Origin of the sequence: Stenotrophomonas sp. GD03794 (assembly GCF_029842145.1) — a bacterium.
Lineage (GTDB): Bacteria > Pseudomonadota > Gammaproteobacteria > Xanthomonadales > Xanthomonadaceae > Stenotrophomonas > Stenotrophomonas riyadhensis.
Window position 1 is genome coordinate 60,618 of the sequence record NZ_JAOCFV010000012.1, and the last position, 16,992, is coordinate 77,609.

15 protein-coding genes and 1 pseudogene are annotated in these 16,992 nt (G+C 66.9%); 8 read left to right on the forward strand and 8 right to left on the reverse strand.

Annotation, left to right across the window (positions count from 1 at the left end; genetic code table 11):
* Nucleotides 1–135 precede the first annotated feature (135 nt).
* Entirely contained in the window at nt 136–1,038 is a 903-nt protein-coding gene (locus N5D91_RS08975; protein ID WP_180854213.1) for a peptidylprolyl isomerase, read from the forward strand.
* Between the two features lie 555 nt (nt 1,039–1,593).
* Here the strand turns inward: N5D91_RS08975 and N5D91_RS08980 are convergent.
* Nucleotides 1,594–2,466 carry a DMT family transporter gene (locus tag N5D91_RS08980; RefSeq protein WP_180854212.1) on the reverse strand — a complete coding sequence of 291 codons (873 nt, stop codon included), beginning with the start codon at nt 2,464–2,466 and terminating at the stop codon, nt 1,594–1,596.
* A 115-nt stretch (nt 2,467–2,581) separates the two neighbouring features.
* Here N5D91_RS08980 and N5D91_RS08985 point away from each other — a divergent pair, with 115 nt between their 5' ends.
* Complete coding sequence (locus N5D91_RS08985) at nt 2,582–3,526, forward strand: LysR substrate-binding domain-containing protein (protein WP_110711693.1); 945 nt, start codon at nt 2,582–2,584, stop codon at nt 3,524–3,526.
* A 68-nt stretch (nt 3,527–3,594) separates the two neighbouring features.
* Nucleotides 3,595–3,888 (forward strand): hypothetical protein, encoded by a 294-nt coding sequence (locus tag N5D91_RS08990; protein WP_005408721.1) that lies wholly within the window; start codon nt 3,595–3,597, stop codon nt 3,886–3,888.
* A gap of 31 nt (nt 3,889–3,919) precedes the next feature.
* Here the strand turns inward: N5D91_RS08990 and N5D91_RS08995 are convergent, their stop codons facing one another.
* A complete protein-coding gene (locus N5D91_RS08995) occupies nt 3,920–4,699 on the reverse strand; it encodes a DUF4349 domain-containing protein (protein ID WP_180854223.1) in 780 nt (259 codons plus the stop codon).
* A 32-nt stretch (nt 4,700–4,731) separates the two neighbouring features.
* Nucleotides 4,732–5,088 (reverse strand): GFA family protein, encoded by a 357-nt coding sequence (locus N5D91_RS09000; RefSeq protein ID WP_110711692.1) that lies wholly within the window; start codon nt 5,086–5,088, stop codon nt 4,732–4,734.
* 112 nt (nt 5,089–5,200) lie between these two features.
* Between N5D91_RS09000 and N5D91_RS09005 the strand changes: the two genes are divergently transcribed.
* Nucleotides 5,201–7,009 (forward strand): DUF885 domain-containing protein, encoded by a 1,809-nt coding sequence (locus N5D91_RS09005; protein WP_014036483.1) that lies wholly within the window; start codon nt 5,201–5,203, stop codon nt 7,007–7,009.
* Between the two features lie 84 nt (nt 7,010–7,093).
* On the opposite strand, the gene N5D91_RS09010 is transcribed toward N5D91_RS09005, so the two are convergent.
* Nucleotides 7,094–7,330 carry a hypothetical protein gene (locus N5D91_RS09010; RefSeq protein ID WP_049399572.1) on the reverse strand — a complete coding sequence of 79 codons (237 nt, stop codon included), beginning with the start codon at nt 7,328–7,330 and terminating at the stop codon, nt 7,094–7,096.
* 164 nt (nt 7,331–7,494) lie between these two features.
* Here N5D91_RS09010 and N5D91_RS09015 point away from each other — a divergent pair, with 164 nt between their 5' ends.
* Nucleotides 7,495–8,493, forward strand: coding sequence for a polysaccharide lyase (locus tag N5D91_RS09015; RefSeq protein WP_180854211.1), 999 nt, complete (start codon nt 7,495–7,497; stop codon nt 8,491–8,493).
* Between the two features lie 9 nt (nt 8,494–8,502).
* Here the strand turns inward: N5D91_RS09015 and agp are convergent, their stop codons facing one another.
* The 3 genes from agp to N5D91_RS09030 all read right to left on the reverse strand — a co-directional run bounded on the left by agp (nt 8,503) and on the right by N5D91_RS09030 (nt 13,299).
* Nucleotides 8,503–9,735 (reverse strand): bifunctional glucose-1-phosphatase/inositol phosphatase, encoded by a 1,233-nt coding sequence (gene agp, locus N5D91_RS09020; RefSeq protein ID WP_180854210.1) that lies wholly within the window; start codon nt 9,733–9,735, stop codon nt 8,503–8,505.
* 67 nt (nt 9,736–9,802) lie between these two features.
* Complete coding sequence (gene smrA, locus N5D91_RS09025) at nt 9,803–11,635, reverse strand: multidrug efflux ABC transporter SmrA (protein WP_180854209.1); 1,833 nt, start codon at nt 11,633–11,635, stop codon at nt 9,803–9,805.
* 104 nt (nt 11,636–11,739) lie between these two features.
* Entirely contained in the window at nt 11,740–13,299 is a 1,560-nt protein-coding gene (locus tag N5D91_RS09030) for a serine hydrolase (protein ID WP_180854208.1), read from the reverse strand.
* A gap of 110 nt (nt 13,300–13,409) precedes the next feature.
* On the opposite strand from N5D91_RS09030, the gene N5D91_RS09035 reads away from it, so the two are divergent.
* From N5D91_RS09035 to N5D91_RS09045, 3 genes and pseudogenes are all read left to right on the forward strand, one after another.
* Entirely contained in the window at nt 13,410–13,853 is a 444-nt protein-coding gene (locus N5D91_RS09035) for a VOC family protein (RefSeq protein ID WP_180854207.1), read from the forward strand.
* Nucleotides 13,850–14,680 (forward strand): annotated as a pseudogene (locus tag N5D91_RS09040) (DUF72 domain-containing protein). The gene N5D91_RS09035 and the pseudogene N5D91_RS09040 overlap by 4 nt, the downstream one beginning before the upstream one ends.
* A 34-nt stretch (nt 14,681–14,714) precedes the next feature.
* Nucleotides 14,715–15,662, forward strand: a complete 948-nt coding sequence (locus N5D91_RS09045) for a DMT family transporter (protein ID WP_032128349.1) — start codon at nt 14,715–14,717, stop codon at nt 15,660–15,662.
* A gap of 30 nt (nt 15,663–15,692) precedes the next feature.
* On the opposite strand, the gene N5D91_RS09050 is transcribed toward N5D91_RS09045, so the two are convergent.
* Nucleotides 15,693–16,853, reverse strand: a complete 1,161-nt coding sequence (locus N5D91_RS09050) for an AAA family ATPase (protein ID WP_180854206.1) — start codon at nt 16,851–16,853, stop codon at nt 15,693–15,695.
* Between the last annotated feature and the right edge of the window lie 139 nt (nt 16,854–16,992).

Consider the following 16,992-nt stretch of genomic DNA (forward strand, 5'->3'; position numbering starts at 1 on the left):
ACCGGCCCTCCACTACGTTGAAGTCCACAGTAGTGCGAAGTTCGGTATAGCGAATGTGTCGTTAGTCATCGTGCCGGTTGGCGTGGCCGGGCCGCTCGCGCAGAATCGAAGCCTCGTTCATGTTCCGGGGTTCCCATGCCGCACCGTCGTCGCCTTGCCCTGACCGCCCTCGCCCTGTCCTGCCTGCTGCCCGTCCTGGCCGGCGCGGCCATGCCCTACCGCAGCCCGCAGCAGATCCTCGATGCGTCAGCGGCCAGCGACTGGCGCACCCCGGACCCGGCCAACCTGCTGTACATGGACCTGCCGGCCGGGCGGGTGATCATCGAGCTGGCGCCGCAGTTCGCCCCGCGCCATGTCGCCAACATCCAGACCTTCGCCCACGAGCACTTCTGGGACGGCACCAGCATCTACCGCTCGCAGGACAATTTCGTGGTGCAGTTCGGCGATGCCGACGCCGATGACGCGACCAGGGCCAAACCGTTCGGCAGCGCCGCGCGCAAGCTGCCGGCCGAATTCGAACGCGCCAGCACCGGACTGAAGGTGAACGTGCTGCCGGACCGCGATGGCTGGGCGGCGCAGACTGGATTCGTCGACGGCTTCCCGGTCGGCCAGGACCCGCAGGCCGGCAAGGCCTGGCTGGCGCATTGCTACGGCATGCTCGGCGCGGGCCGCAGCAACGAGGAAGACAGCAGCATCGGCGCCGAACTCTATGTGGTAACCGGCCAGTCGCCGCGCCAGCTGGACCGCAACATCACCCTGGTCGGTCGCGTGTTGAAGGGCATGGAACTGCTCAGCGCGATCCCGCGCGGCCCGGCGCCGATGGGCTTCTACACCGACCCGAAGCTGCGCACGCCGATCGTGTCGATCCGCCGCGCCAGCGATGTGCCGGCGGCCGAGCGCACGCCGATCCAGGTGCTGCGCACCGATTCGAAGACGTTCGCCGATACGGTGGAGGCGCGTCGCAATCGCGTGGATGATTTCTACAAGCGCCCGGCGGGGCATATCGATCTCTGCAATGTTCCGGTGCCGGTGCGGTGATGGTTTCCGCACGTTACGCGTGCTGAAGGCGCTTCATCGTTCATGGGCGTTACTTTTCTTTGTACGCAAAGAAAAGTAACCAAAAGAAACGTTCCGCCGGCCGCGAGCCGGTGCTACGCACCGGTGCCCTGCGCTCCTCGGCCCGTCGAGGGACGGCGCGGGAACTCGCTGCGCTCAGACACCCGCGCCTCTTCGCCCTCGCCGGACCTGCGGTGCTCGGCTCGCTCAAGGCGGACTGGAAGGTCAAGATCAACGGCAAAGGCATCCACGCATGGCGTGGATCTACTGGGTGCAGCTGCGGTCTTTGATCTGGGTCCGCCTTGAGTGAGCCGAGCATCGCAGGGGAATCAGGGGCGAAAAGGTGCCGATGTCTGAGCGCAGCGAGTTCGGCACCGTCCCCTGATTCACCGAGAAGCGCAGGGGACCGACGTGCGAAGCACGGCGGCTCGCGACCTGGCGGCGCGTTTCTTTTGGTTACTTTTCTTTTCGCGCGAAAAGAAAAGTGACGCCCATGAACGATGAAGCGCCTTCAGCACGCGCCACGTGCAAAACACCTCAACCCTTCTGACTCACCGCCACGCTACCCAGAATCAACGCACCCGCAATCAGCATCTGCAGCGTCACCGGCTCACCCAGGAACAACCACGCGAACGCAGCGCCGAACAGCGGAATCAGATAGGTCACGGTCGACGCACGCGACGGGCCGATACGGCCGATCAAACGATAGAACATCAGGAACGCCAGCCCGGTGCAGGCCACGCCAAGCGCGATCGCTGCGCCCCAGGCCTTGGCCGGAATCGCCGCCTGCGGCCAGTGGCTGACCGCCATCGGCAGCATCCACAGCGAAGCACAGGACAGCGTTGCCGCCGCAGCAGCCGCCGACGGCAGCCCGGTCATGTGCCGCTTCACCAGGTTCACGCCCAGACCGTACAGCAGCGAGGCCGCCGCACCGGCCAGCACCGCGGTGCCGATACTCAGGCCAGAGACCTTGGCCGTGGCCAGTACCACCACGCCGGCGAATCCGACCAGCAACGCGCCAGCACGGCGCATGCCGATCTTCTCACCGAAGAACAGGAAGGCGATCAGCGCGGCGAACAGCACCGTCATCGCATTGCAGATCGCACCGATCGCGGCCGGTGCCTGTTCGGCGGCATAGGCGAACAGCACGAACGGCAGCGCCGAGTTGATCAAGCCGATCGGTGCCAGCCACAGCCAGCGCCGCGGCGGAAACTGCGCACGCGCCCGCCACAGGAACGGCAGCAGCACCAGCGCACCCAGCACCAGCCGCACCTCGACCAGCGCGAACGGGCCGAATGACGGCACCGCCACCCGCATGAACAGGAACGAGCAGCCCCAGATGGCGCCCAGCAGGGTCAATTCCAGCGGCGTGCGCCAGTCGCGCTCGGCCACCTGTGGGACCACATTCATGCCCTGCCTCCGTCCATCGTCTGTTCCTCGCCAAGGCAGACAGGATCGGGCGCAGACGCCCGCCGCACAAGCGCGTAGTATCGCTGCCAGCCACAAATATGGTTTGAGGCTCGACATGCAGCTACGCCCTTCCCTGCTCCCCGCACTGGCCGTGTTCGCGGTCGCCGCGCGCCACCAGAACTTCGCCCAGGCCGCGCAGGAACTGCACCTGACCGCCAGCGCGGTCAGCCACCATGTGCGCCGCCTGGAGGAGGTGCTGGAGACCCGGCTGTTCCTGCGCCACGCCCGTGGCGTGCGCCTGACTGCCGAGGGCCGGCAGCTGGCCGACGCCGCCAGCGCCGCCTTCTCCGATGTCGCGGCCGTCGCCCATCACCTGCAACCGGATGCCGACAGCGTGCCGTTGCGGATCACCACGCTGCGCTCGCTGTCCTACTGCTGGTTGCTGCCACGGCTGCCACGCTTCACCCAGGCCTATCCGCACATCCGAATCGAACTGCACACCGGCAGCGGGCTGGACCGCTACGACGACAACGGTCCGGAAGTCGGTATCCGCTATGGCCTGGGCCAATGGCCGGGCCTGCGTGCGCAGCACCTGATGGACGACTACCTGTTCCCGGTGGCCTCACCGGCACTGGCCGGAGTCGAAGCGCTGGTCGATCCGGCGCGCATCGCCGACCTGCCGCTGCTGACCGATCTGTCGCCGCAGGGCTGGCGTGACTGGTTCCGCCATGCCGGCGTGCGCCCGCCGTCGCCACTGCCGCCGATGCACACCTTCGCCGACAGTACCGATGCGATGCGTGCTGCGGTGTACGGCATGGGCGCGGTGCTGGCACGCACCCACATCGCGCAGCCCTACCTGCAGCGCTACGAAGTGGTACGCCTGCCCGGCCCGGCACTGAAAGCGCGCTATGCGTATCACGTAGTGCACGCCGAAGGGCAACCGCCGAGCCACGCCGCGCGCCTGTTCATCGACTGGTTGCTGGAGCAGGCGCAGGACGAACGCACGCCGATTCCCGCGTTGCCGGAAAGCCTGCTCGGGCGCCCGGCCACGCACGGCTGACTGCGCCCTCACCCGCTCTTTGCTTCACGCTGGCTAGGCTGCAGGTAACCCCACACCGTATCAACGCCATGGCCATGCTGCGACTGCGCATCACCGGAACCGAAGACGACGCCCGCGCGATCAGCGACCTGCTGCTCGGCCTGGAGGGCATCGAACATGTCGAGGAAACCGACGACCTGATGCCGCACATGGACGACGACGATTCCAGTTCGGCCGGGCTGTCCGATGACATCGGCCCGGGCATCCACGAACTGGAAGTGGAAGTCGGCAATGAAAGCACCGCGCAGAAGGTGCGCGATGCCGTGCAGGAACTGGCACTGGAGCTGGACGTGTTCGTCGAGTACGAGACCGACGAGGGCTGATGCCGGCGGGTTGCCGGCATCAACCTTCACCTCAGAGGCTGGGCGGCAGCCTGCGGCGGCGGCGACGCCACCACGCCCGCACACCCCAGGCCACGACCAGGGCCAGCACGCCCACCGGCAGCAACGCTGCGACCGCGCGGATCAGGAACGCAACGCTGGTGCTGAGGATGCTGCCCGACTCGCTCAGCGCCTCACCGATCTCGCTGCGACTGCGCTGGCCGGAGGTGGTATCGAAGTGGATCGTCACCAGCTGGGTATCGATGCGCCGGCGCTGCTGCGCGGCATCCTTGTTGGCCTGCTCGACACCCGCCTCGATCTCCGACAGCCGCGTGGTGATCGCCATCAGGTCTTCGATCTTCAGGTCCTTGCGGTCCTGGTAGGACAGCAGCCGCGCGTGTTCCTTCTCCAGCCGCGCCTTGGTCAGTGCCGTATCGGCCACCGCCTGCGCGAGGTCCTCGGCACGCGTGTTGCGCGACTGCAGTTTGCCACCTTCACCGGCCATCGCGATCAACGGCTCGGCGCCCTTCGGCGCGATGCGTACCTTGACCTCGCCGCTGGGCTGCTCGCCACTGCGCTGGTCGACCTGCAGCACCGCGCAGTCACCGAACTTCGCGCTCTGGCAGGCCTGTGCCACCTGCTGGATGCGGGGTGCGATCTGCGCCGCTTCCAGCTGCACCTGCACGTCGTGTTCGTAGGCGAGGAATGCGCCCTCCGGTGAAGCAACGGCCGCTTCGGCGGCAGTAGCGCCTGCATCGGCCGCCACATCGCCGTGTTTGGCGCAGGCTGCCAATGCAAGCAGCAGCACCGGCATCGCCACCACGCGCGTCCACGCGTGCAGCGGCCTCACAGTGCCGCTCCGTCGTAGGACATGACGGCCAATGTGGCCAGATCCACCTGCGGTACGCAGCGCACGTTCACCGCCACCATCGGCGTGCCGGTGCGCGGATCCACCGCTTCACTGTACGGCGCGACGCCACACTCGCGGCAGTGGTGGTGATCGATATGCGCCTTGTTGAAATGATAGGTGGCCACGTCCGCCGGATCGGTGGTCAGCTGGAACGCCTCGCGCGGGGCGAACCACAGCAGGCTGCCGCGGCGGCGGCACATCGAGCAGTTGCAGTCGATGACATCGCTGATTGGCGCCTCGGCCTGTACGGTGAATGCGATCCTGCCGCAATGGCAGCTTCCCTGGTATTCCATGTCCTGCGCTCCGCTGGAGAGTCCCTGTCTGCGCCCATGGTAATCCTATGGCACGGGGACAAAGCAGCCCCGGGGCCCTATGCTCGGGGTTTGACCCTGTACAGGAACGCCGATGCGCCCGCATCTCCTTGCCCTCGCCCTGGTCGCCGCCCTGGCCGGTTGCCAGCCGGCCGACGCCCCGACCAACGGTTCCACCCCGGCCGCCAGCCAGCAGGCCGGTGACGCGGCGGTCGATGCCGCCTTCGCCGACCTGTCCAAGCGCGCCCTGGACACCTGGATGCAGCTTTCGCCGGTCAGCGCCACCCAGATCGGTGACCACCGCTACGACAGCGAGCTGGACGACCTGAGCGCCGCCGGCCAGCAGAAGACCGTGGCCGCCTACAAGGCATTGCTGGGCGAGCTGGACAAAATCGAGGTGGCCAAGCTGGGCCGCGAGAACCAGGTGGACGCAGCGATCCTGCGCAACCAGCTGCAGTCGGAAATCTGGAACGCCGAAGTGCTGCAGTCCGGCAAGTGGGACCCGCAGCTGTACAACGGCATCGCCGGCAGCGCGATCTACGGCCTGATGGCGCGCGAGTTCGCGCCGCTGCCGGAGCGCCTGAAGTCGGCCACCGCACGCATGGAAAAGCTGCCGGCGATCTTCGCCCAGGCCCGCGAGAACCTGGATCCGGCCCGCGTGCCGAAGATCCATGCCGAGACGGTGGCCAAGCAGAACAAGGGCATCCTCAGCATCGTCGATACCTTCATCACCCCGCACATCGGTGAACTGCCGCAGGCCGACCAGCAGCGCCTGCAGGCCGCCATCGACGGCCTGAAGAAGGCCGTGGACGAACAGCAGACCTGGCTGGACAAGACCCTGGTGCCGAATGCCAAGGGCGACTTCCGCATCGGTGCGGAAAAGTACGACCAGAAGCTGAAGTTCGCGCTGAGCTCCTCGCTGTCGCGCCAGGAGATCGGTGAGCGTGCACGCGCCGAACTCAAGCGCGTGCGCGAAGACATGTACGGCATCGCGCAGACCGTGCTGAAGGACAAGCCGGGTGCGCCGGAAATGCCGGCCCAGCCGACCGACGAGCAGCAGCAGAAGGCGATCGAGGCGGCACTGGAACTGGCCTACGCCGACAAGCCAGCGCGCGACAAGGTGGTCGACGATGCGAAGGCCGCGCTGGAGCAGTCCACCGCGTTCGTGCGCGAGCACGACCTGGTGACCCTGCCCGATGCGCCGGTGGACATCATCCTGATGCCGGAATTCCAGCGTGGCGTGGCCGTGGCCTACTGCGATTCGCCGGGCCCGCTGGACAAGAACCTGAAGACCTTCTACGCCGTGTCGCCGATTCCGGACGACTGGAACGAGAAGCAGGTCGACTCGTTCCTGCGTGAATACAACTCGCGCATGATCCACCTGCTGAGCATCCACGAAGGCACCCCGGGCCACTACCTGGAAGGCTGGCACTCGGCCAAGTTCCCCTCGACCCTGCGTGCGGTGCTGCGTTCGGGCCTGTTCGCCGAAGGCTGGGCGGTCTACACCGAGCGCATGATGCAGGAGCAGGGTTACCTCAACAACGACCCGCTGTTCCACCTGGTACAGCTGAAGTTCTACCTGCGCACGATCTCCAACGCGATCCTCGACCAGGGCGTGCACGTGGACAACTGGGATCGCGAAAAGGCGATGCACCTGATGACCCACGACGCGTTCCAGCAGGAAAGCGAAGCCGCCGGCAAGTGGGTGCGCGCGCAGCTGACGTCGGCGCAGCTGCCGACCTACTTCGTCGGTGCGCAGGAACACTTCGACACCCGCAAGGCGGTGCAGGAGAAGCTGGGCGACAAGTTCAACCTGAAGGCCTACCACGACCAGGTGCTGTCCTACGGCGCCCCGCCGGTGCGTTTCGCACGCCAGCTGATGCTGGACCAGCCGATCGAGTGATCGGGACGGTGTGAGATGAAGCGGAGCGGCCCGGGGAAACCCGGGCCGCTTTTTTTATTCGCCCCTGCTTGGGCTACTGCCGGGTCAGAGCAGATGGATGTACATTTTCTTTGAGCCCAGCCGCAGATCCACGAAGTACTCGGCACCACAGCCACGACAGGCTGCAGGGCAATCCTCATCGCTGCCCCGCTCGTTTTCCAATGAGCCAGCCACTACCGGGTATCCGCACTCGAAACAGTTGAAAGCCACATGGTTACCATGCGGATCAGCAGGGATCTCGTCACCCTCACCGTCCATCACGAGAAAATCAGTGATTCTCATCGCCACTCCCTCCGGCTGAATTGATGACGACAGACTAGCCGACTCTTGAGCTTCAGGCGCCACTCCGGTCCTGAACACCTGCAAACCGGGCCTGTGCGGCCTCACAACTGGCAAACGACTCCGGGCGCATCGTTCGCATCGCCTCCCCGTCCCTGCAGGTTCCCATGCCCTCCCTGGTGCTACGCCTTGGCCTCCTCTCCGCTGCCTTGGCGGCCGCCCCTGCCTACGCCGCCTGCCCCCCGCCACCGGCTGGATACCCCGACATCCGCGCCCTGGGCTACTACACCGACAAGGCTGGATCGGTGATCGACCCGGTACTGCACCAGCAGAACAAGGACGCCACTGCGCCGCTGGACCGCTATGCCGCCGACGTGGCGCGCATGAGCGATGACTACCTGCGCACCGGTGACCCGGCAGCGGCACAGTGCACGCTGAGCTGGCTGGGTGCGTGGGCCGATGATGGCGCCATGCTCGGGCAGATGATCCGGGTCAACAACGATCAGTCGCTCTACATGCGGCAGTGGATGCTCGATGCGGTAGCCATGGCTTACCTGAAGGTGCATGACCAGGCCAACCCGCAGCAGCGCGCGCGTATCGATCCGTGGCTGCAGAAGCTGGCACGGGCCAACCTGGCGTACTGGGACAACCCGAAACGGCGCCGCAACAACCACTACTACTGGGGCGGTCTGGGCGTACTGGCCACCGGCCTGGCCACCGACGACGAGGCCTTGTGGCAGGCCGGCCACGCCGCCTTCCAGAAGGGCATCGATGACATCCAGGACGATGGCAGCCTGCCGCTGGAGATGACCCGTGGACAGCGTGCCCTGCACTACCACGACTACGCATTGGCGCCGCTGGTGATGATGGCTGAGCTGGCGCGGCTGCACGGCCAGGACGGGTACGCCAGCGGGGATCACGCCATCGACCGCCTTGCCCGCCGCGTCATCGAAGGCAGCAAGGACCCTGCATGGTTCAACGAACACACCGGCGTTGCACAGCTGCCCCTGCAGGCCAGCGGCTGGGTCGAGTTCTACCGGTTGCGATCACCGGATGGCGGCCTGTTCAATGCCGCGCATGCACTCGGCCCGTTCCACTCGCCACGGCTCGGCGGCGACCTTACGCTGATGGCCACGCATGGCATCGTGCGCACGCCGCTGCGTTAGCAGCGTGCCTCAGCGCGATGCCGGATGCAGCAGGCGTTGGAACTCGGCGACGGTGCACCCCTGAGCCGCGCACCCCGGCACACGAAGCGCGACGCGGCCCGGCGGCTGCGCGTTGGTCAGCGACAGCGCATCGCGCAGCTGCGCGGTGGTCGGGTAGACGTAGGCCAGGCGGATCCGTTCCACCCCGCTGTGGCGATCACGCCAGCGCTCGAACTGCAGCAGGCCGCCGATCGGCGTCTTCTCGTACTGGCCCGGCAGGCTGTAGTCGCTGATTCCCAACGCCGCCAGCACCGAACCGATATTGGAATCGTGACCGACCAGCAGGCTCACTTTCGGCGATGCGGGATCTTCCAGCAACGCATCCACGCGTGCCAGCAACGGTCCGGCCACATCCCGCGCCACCTCGGGCGTTCCGAACAGGATGTCCTGGTAGCGGTTGCGGATCTGCGCCAGCGCCTGCCATTGCGCCTCGGTGGTCAACCGGCCCCAGCCTTCGCGGGGGATGCCACTGCCCTGGTAGTGCTCCATCAACAAGGCATCGACCAGCCCGCTGGCCAGAGCCAGTGATCCGGAGACGCGTGGCTCCTTTCCCGGTTCCGCGCTGAAGGTGGTGTCGGACAGCGCCAGATGGCAGTCGTTGTGCCCCTTGCATGCCGCCGACTGCGGATAGCGGGTGATCTCCTCCACCACGGACAGTGCCGGTGCCAGATCGGATGCGGACAGCGCCTGCTGCATCGCCGATGCCGCACGTGCGCGGAACGCCGCGTCATCGCGGTGGATCACCGGATTGAACAGCGGGTCCATCGTGCCCAGCGGCATGCGTTGCTCGACCGCAACATGGCAGCCCGGGAAGGCACCGGCAACGAAGAACTGCGCGGTGGCCTGGGTGCGCTGCAGGCTGTTGGCGTACGCGTGGAAGTCATCCTCCTGCGGGCAACCCGACACCGGCAACAGCTGCGCCTGGCGCAGCCACTGGGCGATGTAGCGGCCCATGTAGACCTCCAGCACGCCTCCCTTGGTAGTCAGCTCGCCCGGTGCCACCTCCCAGCGCGGCCAGGCCTCGGGCGTCGCATTGGCCAGCGCGCCGGAGGCTACCACCGGCGCGCGCAGGTTGTGACGGCTGAGCAGGACGACCTGCTTGAGCTGGTCGCCGTCCATGGGTGCCGGCGCAGCCGTGGCAACCGTGGCAACCGTGGCAACCAGGCTGAGTGCCAGCAACAGGGAGCGCAGGGGGCGGATCATGCAGGTCTCCGGAAACACGCTGGGGTCAGAGCCCTTTCCTGCGGAAAGGGATCCGACCCCGAAGCGATCATTGATCGGCAGCAACAAATCCACCGGTCTGCCGCGCCCACAACCGTGCGTACAGGCCACCGGCTGCAATCAGCTCGGCATGGGTGCCGGTCTCGACGATGCGTCCCTGGTCCATCACCACCAACCGGTCCATGCGCGCGATGGTCGACAGCCGGTGCGCGATCGCGATCACCGTCTTGCCGCCCATCAGCTCATCCAGGCTGTCCTGGATCGCCGCTTCCACTTCCGAGTCCAGTGCCGAGGTTGCTTCGTCCAGCACCAGGATCGGTGCGTCCTTCAGCAGCACGCGGGCAATGGCGATGCGTTGGCGCTGGCCACCGGACAGCTTCACGCCGCGCTCGCCGACATGTGCGTCGTAGCCACGACGCCCCTGCCCGTCCACCAGCGTATCGATGAAGGCTTCGGCACGCGCCTTGGCCACGGCTGCGCGCAACTGCGCATCGGTCGCGTCGGGGCGACCGTACAGCAGGTTGTCGCGGATCGAGCGATGCAGCAGCGACGTGTCCTGGGTAACCACGCCGATCTGCTGGCGCAGGCTTTCCTGGGTGACGTAGGCAATGTCCTGGCCGTCGATCAGGATGCGGCCGCTTTCCAGGTCGTACAGGCGCAGCAGCACATTGACCAGGGTCGACTTGCCGGCACCCGAGGGACCGACCAGGCCGATCTTCTCGCCCGGCTTCACCACCAGGTCGAGGCCGGCGATCACGCTGCCCTTCTTGCCGTAGTGGAAATGGATGTCCTGGAAGTGCACGCCACCACGGGTCACCTGCAACGGGACCGCATCCTCGCGATCCTGCACCGTCAGCGGCTGCGCGATGGTGGTGATGCCGTCCTGCACCGTGCCGATGTCCTCGAAGATGCCGTTGATGGTCCACATGATCCAGCCGGACATGTTGTGGATGCGGATCACCAGACCGGTCGCCAGGGTGATCGCACCGACGGTGATGTGGCCGCCATTCCACAGCCACAGCGCCAGCCCGCAGGTACCGGCGATCAGGAAACCGTTGACGATGGCGATGGTCAGGTCCATGCCGGTGGTCACCCGGGTCTGCGCGCGGTGCTTGACCGCCAGTTCCTGGATCGACTCGGCCACGTAGGCCTGCTCGCGCCCGCCATGGGCGAACAGCTTCAACGTGGGAATGTTGGTGTAGCCATCGACGATGCGGCCCATCGCCTTGGAACGCGCTTCGGACGCAATCCAGGCCCGTTCCTTCGCGCGCGGCACGAAGTAGACCAGGATCACCGCATAGGCCAGCAGCCACAGGATCAGCGGCACCATCAGCCGCCAGTCGGCCTGCGCGAACAGGTACAGCGCGGTGCCGGTGTAGACCACGATGTACCAGAGCGAATCGACCATCTGCACCGCCGATTCGCGCAGCGAGGTACCGGTCTGCATCACCCGGTTGGCGACGCTGCCGGCAAAGTCGTTCTGGAAGAAGCTCAGGCTCTGCCGCACCACGTAGTTGTGCATCAGCCAGCGCGAGCGGTTGCTCAGGCCGGGCACGATGGCCTGGTTGACCAGCAGGTTGTGCAGGCCGACCAGGATCGGCCGCGCGATGACCGTGATGAACAGCATCCAGCCCAGGTCGTTGGCATGGCGCTTGAAGAAGTCGGCACCGGGCTGCTCGGCGACCATGTCGACGATGCGGCCCAGGTAATCGAACATCGCCACTTCCACCAGCGCCAGCAGCAGGCCGGCGATGAGCGTGGCCAGCAGCACCGGCCACACCGGGCGCAGGTAGTGCAGGTAGAACGGCAGCACCTTGCGCGGCGGCATGCGCCCATCCACGGGCGGGAACACCGGAATCAGGGATTCAAACCAACGGAACATCGCATTCCCTCGCCTCTTGCAAGCGGCGGAGTATCCCACGCCGGATGTGTACGCCAGCCGAGGATCGCCACCGCTCCGGTAGTGCCGGGCCACGCCCCGCGGCGTCATTTCACCGGGGTGAACAGCAGGTCCTGGAAATCGAAGCTGAAATCGGTCAGGTCGGAGATCGACTGCATGCGCACCTCGCGCACCTTGCCGTCCGGATCCAGGCTGAAGTTCACGAACGCGTCGGCGTTGAGCGAACGGTCGTCCCAGCGCACGATGAAGGTGTCGTGCTGCCAGTGCTCCAGCCGGCCGCTCAGCTGTGCGGTCTTCATGAAGCGCAGGCGCAGGCCCTTGCCCTGGGCGCTGATCTGCATGTCGCCGTACCAGCGGTCGCGGAACGTGCCGGTGTAGCCGGCCAGTGCCAGCGATGGCCTGCTGCCCTTGTCGCGCGCGTTCTGGTGCTTGGCCCAGGCCTCGTCGGCCTTGTCCTGGCCCTTGGCCACGGCCTTGGCATAGGCGTCCACCCAGTCGTGCTTCTCGCCGCCCAGATAGGCATCAAGCACGCTCAGGGTGATCGCGTTGAACGCCGCGCCCACTTCCTGGTTGGTCAGCACCACCACGCCCAGCTTCTCGCCCGGCACCAGGGTCAGCCGCGAAACCATGCCCGGCCAGCCACCGGTGTGCCAGACCAGTTTCTGCCCGCGGTAATCGCTCAGGCTCCAGCCTTCGCCGTAGCCGGCAAAGTTGGCCCGCGCCGGCGCCAGCTCCGGCACGCTCGGCGCCGGGATCGACTGCGGGGTGATCATCCGCCACATCTGCTGCTGGCTCTTTTCGCTGAACAGCGCAGTGCCGTCGGCCAGCTTTCCTTCGGCCAGCTGCACCTGCATCCAGCGTGCCATGTCGTGCGCACTGGAATAGATGCCACCAGCGCCGGCATTGTTCGACCAGGTCAGCGGCGCGACAGTGCGCAGGTCCTTGAAATCGTACTTGGCGTGGCCGACCGCCGCCTTGTCGCCCGGCTTCAGGTGGTCGGCGTTGTAGCGCGTGCCAACCATGCCCACCTTGTCAAAGACGCGGGTCTGCAGGAACTGCTGGTAGCTCATGCCGGAAACGTGCTCGATCACCTGCTGGGCGACCGCGTACAGGATGTTGTCGTAGGCATAGCCCTCGCGGAAACCACCCTTCAGCGGCACCTGGCCCAGCCGCTCCACCACTTCGGCATTGCTGTACGAGGTGGTCGGCCAGAACAGCAGGTCACCGGCACCCAGGCTCAGCCCGCTGCGATGCGACAGCAGGTCGCGGATCGTCATCTGCCCGGTCACGAACGGATCGGACATGCGGAACGACGGCAGGTGGTCGATCACCTTGTCGTCCATCTTCAGTTTGCCGTCCTCGGCCAGCAGGTTCAGCGAAGTGGCGGTGAACGCCTTGGTGTTGGAAGCAATGGCGAACAGCGTATCGGCCTGCACCGGTTCCGGCTTGCCCTGCTCGCGCACGCCCCAGCCGCGTTCCAGCACCACCTGGCCGTCCTTGACCACGGCCACGGCGACGCCGGGCACGTCGAACTGCGCGCGCACGCGCTCGACGGTCGCATCCAGGTCCTGCAGCTGCGCCGGGGTCGCCGCGCTTGCCATGGTCGTGCATGCCAGCAGCACGGCTCCTCCAATCCAGGTTTTCATCCAGCACCATCTCCGAACAGGGGTAGCGGCCATGTGCAGGCCGTCACCAGGGTTTCGCAGGATGGTAACGGTCTGCGGCGCAGCCTGCCCTGTGCCATAGGAGGGGTGCCATGGGCGGGAACGGCCAACCAGACAACGGATCCACCATCATTCCATGCCTGCGCTATCGCGACGCGCAGGCGGCCATCGACTGGCTGCAGCGCGCCTTCGGCTTCCATGCCCAGGCCGTCTACGCGGAGGGCGATACGGTGTTCCATGCGCAGCTCACCTTCGGCCACGGCATGATCATGCTCGGCTCGGCCGACAAGGAAAGCGAGTGGAACCAGCATGCGGCGATGCCTGACGAGGTCGGCGGCCGCCAGACCCAGAGCGCCTGCGTGATCGTCACCGATGCCGATGCGCACTACGCCCGGGCCAAGGCCGCCGGGGCACGCATCGTCATCGACATTGCTGACCAGGACTACGGCGGACGCGGCTACGCCTGCGCCGACCCGGAAGGCTATCTGTGGTGGTTCGGCAGCTACGACCCGTGGCGCGCGGACCACGGCCAGTGACCGCGACCGCCCGTCCGGCGGAGATCCGCTGCGGCATCGGTGGCTGGGTGTTTCCCGAATGGCGTGGCGGCATGTTCTATCCGCCAGGCCTGCCGCAGCGCGAAGAGCTGGCCCATGCCAGCCGCGCCCTGCGCTGCATCGAAATCAACGGCACCTTCTACCGCACGCCCACTGCGGCGCAGTGTGCGCAGTGGGCCGCGCAGACGCCGGAAGGCTTCCGGTTTTCGATGAAGGCGCCACGCTACCTGGTACAGCGCCGTGACCTGTCCAGCACCGTGGAGGCGGCCGCACCGTTCCTTGAGGCGGCGTTGGCGCTCGGTGACCGGCTCGGCCCGTTGCTGTGGCAGTTCGATCCGCGCCATCCGGCCGATGCCGATGCATTGGGCGCGCTGATGGCGCAGCTGCCGAAACAGCTGGAAGGGGTGTCGCTGCAGCATGCGCTGGAGGTCCGCAACGCCGAGGCACATGGCCCGGCACTGGTCGCCGCCGCCCGTCGACACGGCGTGGCGCTGGTGATCGAGGACAGCGACGAGGCCCCCCTGCACGGTGACGTCAGTGCCGGTTTCGTCTACGCACGGATCAAGCGCAGCCAGGCCCGCTTGAACGAGGGCCTGCCGGCGCCGGTGCAGCAGCGTTGGGCGGAACGCGCACGCCGCTGGTCCCGCGGCGAGCCGGTGGAGGACCTGCCCTGCCTGGCCGCGCCGGCTCCGGAAACCCCGCGCGAGGTCTAGCTGCTGTGCATCGGTGCTGGCAAGGCACGCAACCCTGCAGCGGCGATGGTCCTGCAGCAACGGGTAGACGGGGCCAGCAATTCCTCACGCGGATAGCGCTGCGGTCATCGCCTTGCCTCACAATAGGCGGATGAGCACACCCGACACCCGCAAAGCGCTGTGGCAGATCCACTTCTGTGTCCTGCTGTGGGGCGTCACTGCCATCCTCGGCAAGCTGATCACCCTGCCGGCGCTGCCGCTGGTGTGGTGGCGCATGCTGCTGGTGACAGCGATGCTGGCCCTGCTGCCGCGGGTCTGGCGCGGACTGCGCACCCTGCCCTTGCGATTGGTGGCCGGTTACGCCGGCATCGGTGCGCTGGTCGCCCTGCACTGGCTGACCTTCTACGGCGCGGTGAAACTGGCCAACGCTTCGGTGGCCGCCACCTGCATCGCGCTGGCACCGGTGTTCACCTCGATCATCGAACCCTGGGTCGCCAAGCGGCCGTTCCAGCTGCGTGAACTGGCGTTCGGCCTGGCGGTGCTGCCGGGCGTGGCACTGGTGGTCGGTGGCGTGCCCGATGGCATGCGCCTGGGCGTGTTGATCGGCGCGATATCGGCGCTGCTGGTGGCGGTGTTCGGCTCGCTCAACAAGCGCATGGTCAGCCACGCCGACCCGCTCACGGTCACCGCGCTGGAGCTGGGTGCGGGCACCCTCACCCTGACCCTGCTGGCACCGCTGATGCCCTACCTGCTGCCGGCGCTGGCCAGCCCACTGTGGGTGGTCCCGGACCTGCACGACGGCATCCTGCTGCTGGTGCTGGCCGGGTTCTGCACGCTGCTGCCGTTCGCCCTGGCCCTGGTCGCACTGCGCCACCTGAGCGCCTATACGGTGCAGCTGGTGACCAACCTGGAGCCGGTCTATGCGGTGGTGCTGGCGGTAGTGCTGCTGCGCGAGCAGCACGAAGTCACCCCGTGGTTCTACCTGGGCGTGGCGATCATCGTCGGCGCGGTATTCCTGCATCCGTTGTTGAACCGTCGCAAGCCGGTGCAGCATCCGGAAATTCTTGGTACGGCCGAGGCACGCAACATCGCCGATTGAGTGCCTCCGCGCCGGGCGTGGATGGCCGTATCAACGCTGCGGCCAGTGCCATGCAGGAGCGTCCAGCAGGCCCTGCCCGCTCAACAGCGTGCGCCCCTGTTCCTTGTGCAGATGCAGCGAATGACAGCCGGGCGCCTGCTCCAGTGCTGCGATCAGGCGGCTGGCGTGTGAGACCACCCATACCTGGCTGCGTGCACTTGCAGCGATGATCAGTCGCGCCAGCGCTGGCAGCAGGTCCGGATGCAGGCTGGTCTCCGGCTCGTTGAGCACCAGCAGCGGTGGCGGGCGTGGCGTGTGCAGTGCCGCGGCCAGCAGCAGGAAGCGCAGCGTGCCGTCGGACAGTTCGGCCATCGACAGCGGCCGCAGCAGCCCCGGCTGGTGGAAGCGCAGGGCCAATCGACCGTCCAGTTCCCCGAAGCCGACCGTGGCGCCGGGGAAGGCATCATCAACGCTGCGTGCCAGTGCGACCGGATCTCCGATCTCGAGAATGGTCACCCAGGCCGCCGCCAGATCCCGCCCGTCGTGGTGCAGTACCGGCGTGCGCGTAGCCATCGCCGGCTGCCGCGCCGGGGCATCGGCGTCACTGCGGAAATGGTCGTAGAAGCGCCAGCGGCGGATGTACTCACGCATGGCGATGGTTTCCGGCATGCGCTGTGGATCGCCGACCTGGGTGAACAGGCTGTCGAACAGCGACAACCGGTCATCCACGAGATCCCAGCCGCGCGCATGGCGTTGCCGTACCATCGCCCCGCGACGATCGACCAGCAGATTGGCGCTGCGCAGGAACGGCCCGGCCCAGATCGCCTCGGCCTTGATCTGCGGATCCAGCGCAAACGCCGAACGGCTGGGTGGCGGGTAGCCCAGGTCGATGGCATAGCCGAACTCGTCGGTGGTGAAGCCCAGCTTCAGCCCCACCGATGACTGCCGGGGCCCTCCCTGCAGCGGGATCTCGCCGGCCGCGACCCGACGATCGATGGATTCGGGACCGGCCCACAGCGCCGAACCGAGCCCACCTTCACGGGCCAGCACCGCCGCGACGCCGCCCTGCGCGGTCTCCGCCAGCAGGCGCAGCGCGCGGTACAGGCTGGACTTGCCACTACCGTTGTCACCGGTCACCACGTTCAACTGCTGCAACGGCAGTACCAGCCCGTGCAGCGAGCGATAGTGGGCGATGGCCAGGGTCTGCAGCATGGCTGGTGTCCGTGGAAACAGGGACGTCATGCTGGCCGGTTCTGATCGCAGGAGCTGCGACGCGACGTGAATCGGGAAGAGCATCCACGCATGGCGTGGATCTACTGGAACGGCATCGAATCATCCGCACGTCGCATGC

Bases quoted from the DNA above. Each gene is read 5' to 3' on its own strand.
- N5D91_RS08975 (WP_180854213.1), top strand. From the start codon at position 136: ATGCCGCACCGTCGTCGCCTTGCCCTGACCGCCCTCGCCCTGTCCTGC.
- N5D91_RS08980 (WP_180854212.1), bottom strand. From the start codon at position 2,466: ATGAATGTGGTCCCACAGGTGGCCGAGCGCGACTGGCGCACGCCGCTG.
- N5D91_RS08985 (WP_110711693.1), top strand. From the start codon at position 2,582: ATGCAGCTACGCCCTTCCCTGCTCCCCGCACTGGCCGTGTTCGCGGTC.
- N5D91_RS08990 (WP_005408721.1), top strand. From the start codon at position 3,595: ATGGCCATGCTGCGACTGCGCATCACCGGAACCGAAGACGACGCCCGC.
- N5D91_RS08995 (WP_180854223.1), bottom strand. From the start codon at position 4,699: ATGCCGGTGCTGCTGCTTGCATTGGCAGCCTGCGCCAAACACGGCGAT.
- N5D91_RS09000 (WP_110711692.1), bottom strand. From the start codon at position 5,088: ATGGAATACCAGGGAAGCTGCCATTGCGGCAGGATCGCATTCACCGTA.
- N5D91_RS09005 (WP_014036483.1), top strand. From the start codon at position 5,201: ATGCGCCCGCATCTCCTTGCCCTCGCCCTGGTCGCCGCCCTGGCCGGT.
- N5D91_RS09010 (WP_049399572.1), bottom strand. From the start codon at position 7,330: ATGAGAATCACTGATTTTCTCGTGATGGACGGTGAGGGTGACGAGATC.
- N5D91_RS09015 (WP_180854211.1), top strand. From the start codon at position 7,495: ATGCCCTCCCTGGTGCTACGCCTTGGCCTCCTCTCCGCTGCCTTGGCG.
- agp (WP_180854210.1), bottom strand. From the start codon at position 9,735: ATGATCCGCCCCCTGCGCTCCCTGTTGCTGGCACTCAGCCTGGTTGCC.
- smrA (WP_180854209.1), bottom strand. From the start codon at position 11,635: ATGTTCCGTTGGTTTGAATCCCTGATTCCGGTGTTCCCGCCCGTGGAT.
- N5D91_RS09030 (WP_180854208.1), bottom strand. From the start codon at position 13,299: ATGAAAACCTGGATTGGAGGAGCCGTGCTGCTGGCATGCACGACCATG.
- N5D91_RS09035 (WP_180854207.1), top strand. From the start codon at position 13,410: ATGGGCGGGAACGGCCAACCAGACAACGGATCCACCATCATTCCATGC.
- N5D91_RS09045 (WP_032128349.1), top strand. From the start codon at position 14,715: ATGAGCACACCCGACACCCGCAAAGCGCTGTGGCAGATCCACTTCTGT.
- N5D91_RS09050 (WP_180854206.1), bottom strand. From the start codon at position 16,853: ATGCTGCAGACCCTGGCCATCGCCCACTATCGCTCGCTGCACGGGCTG.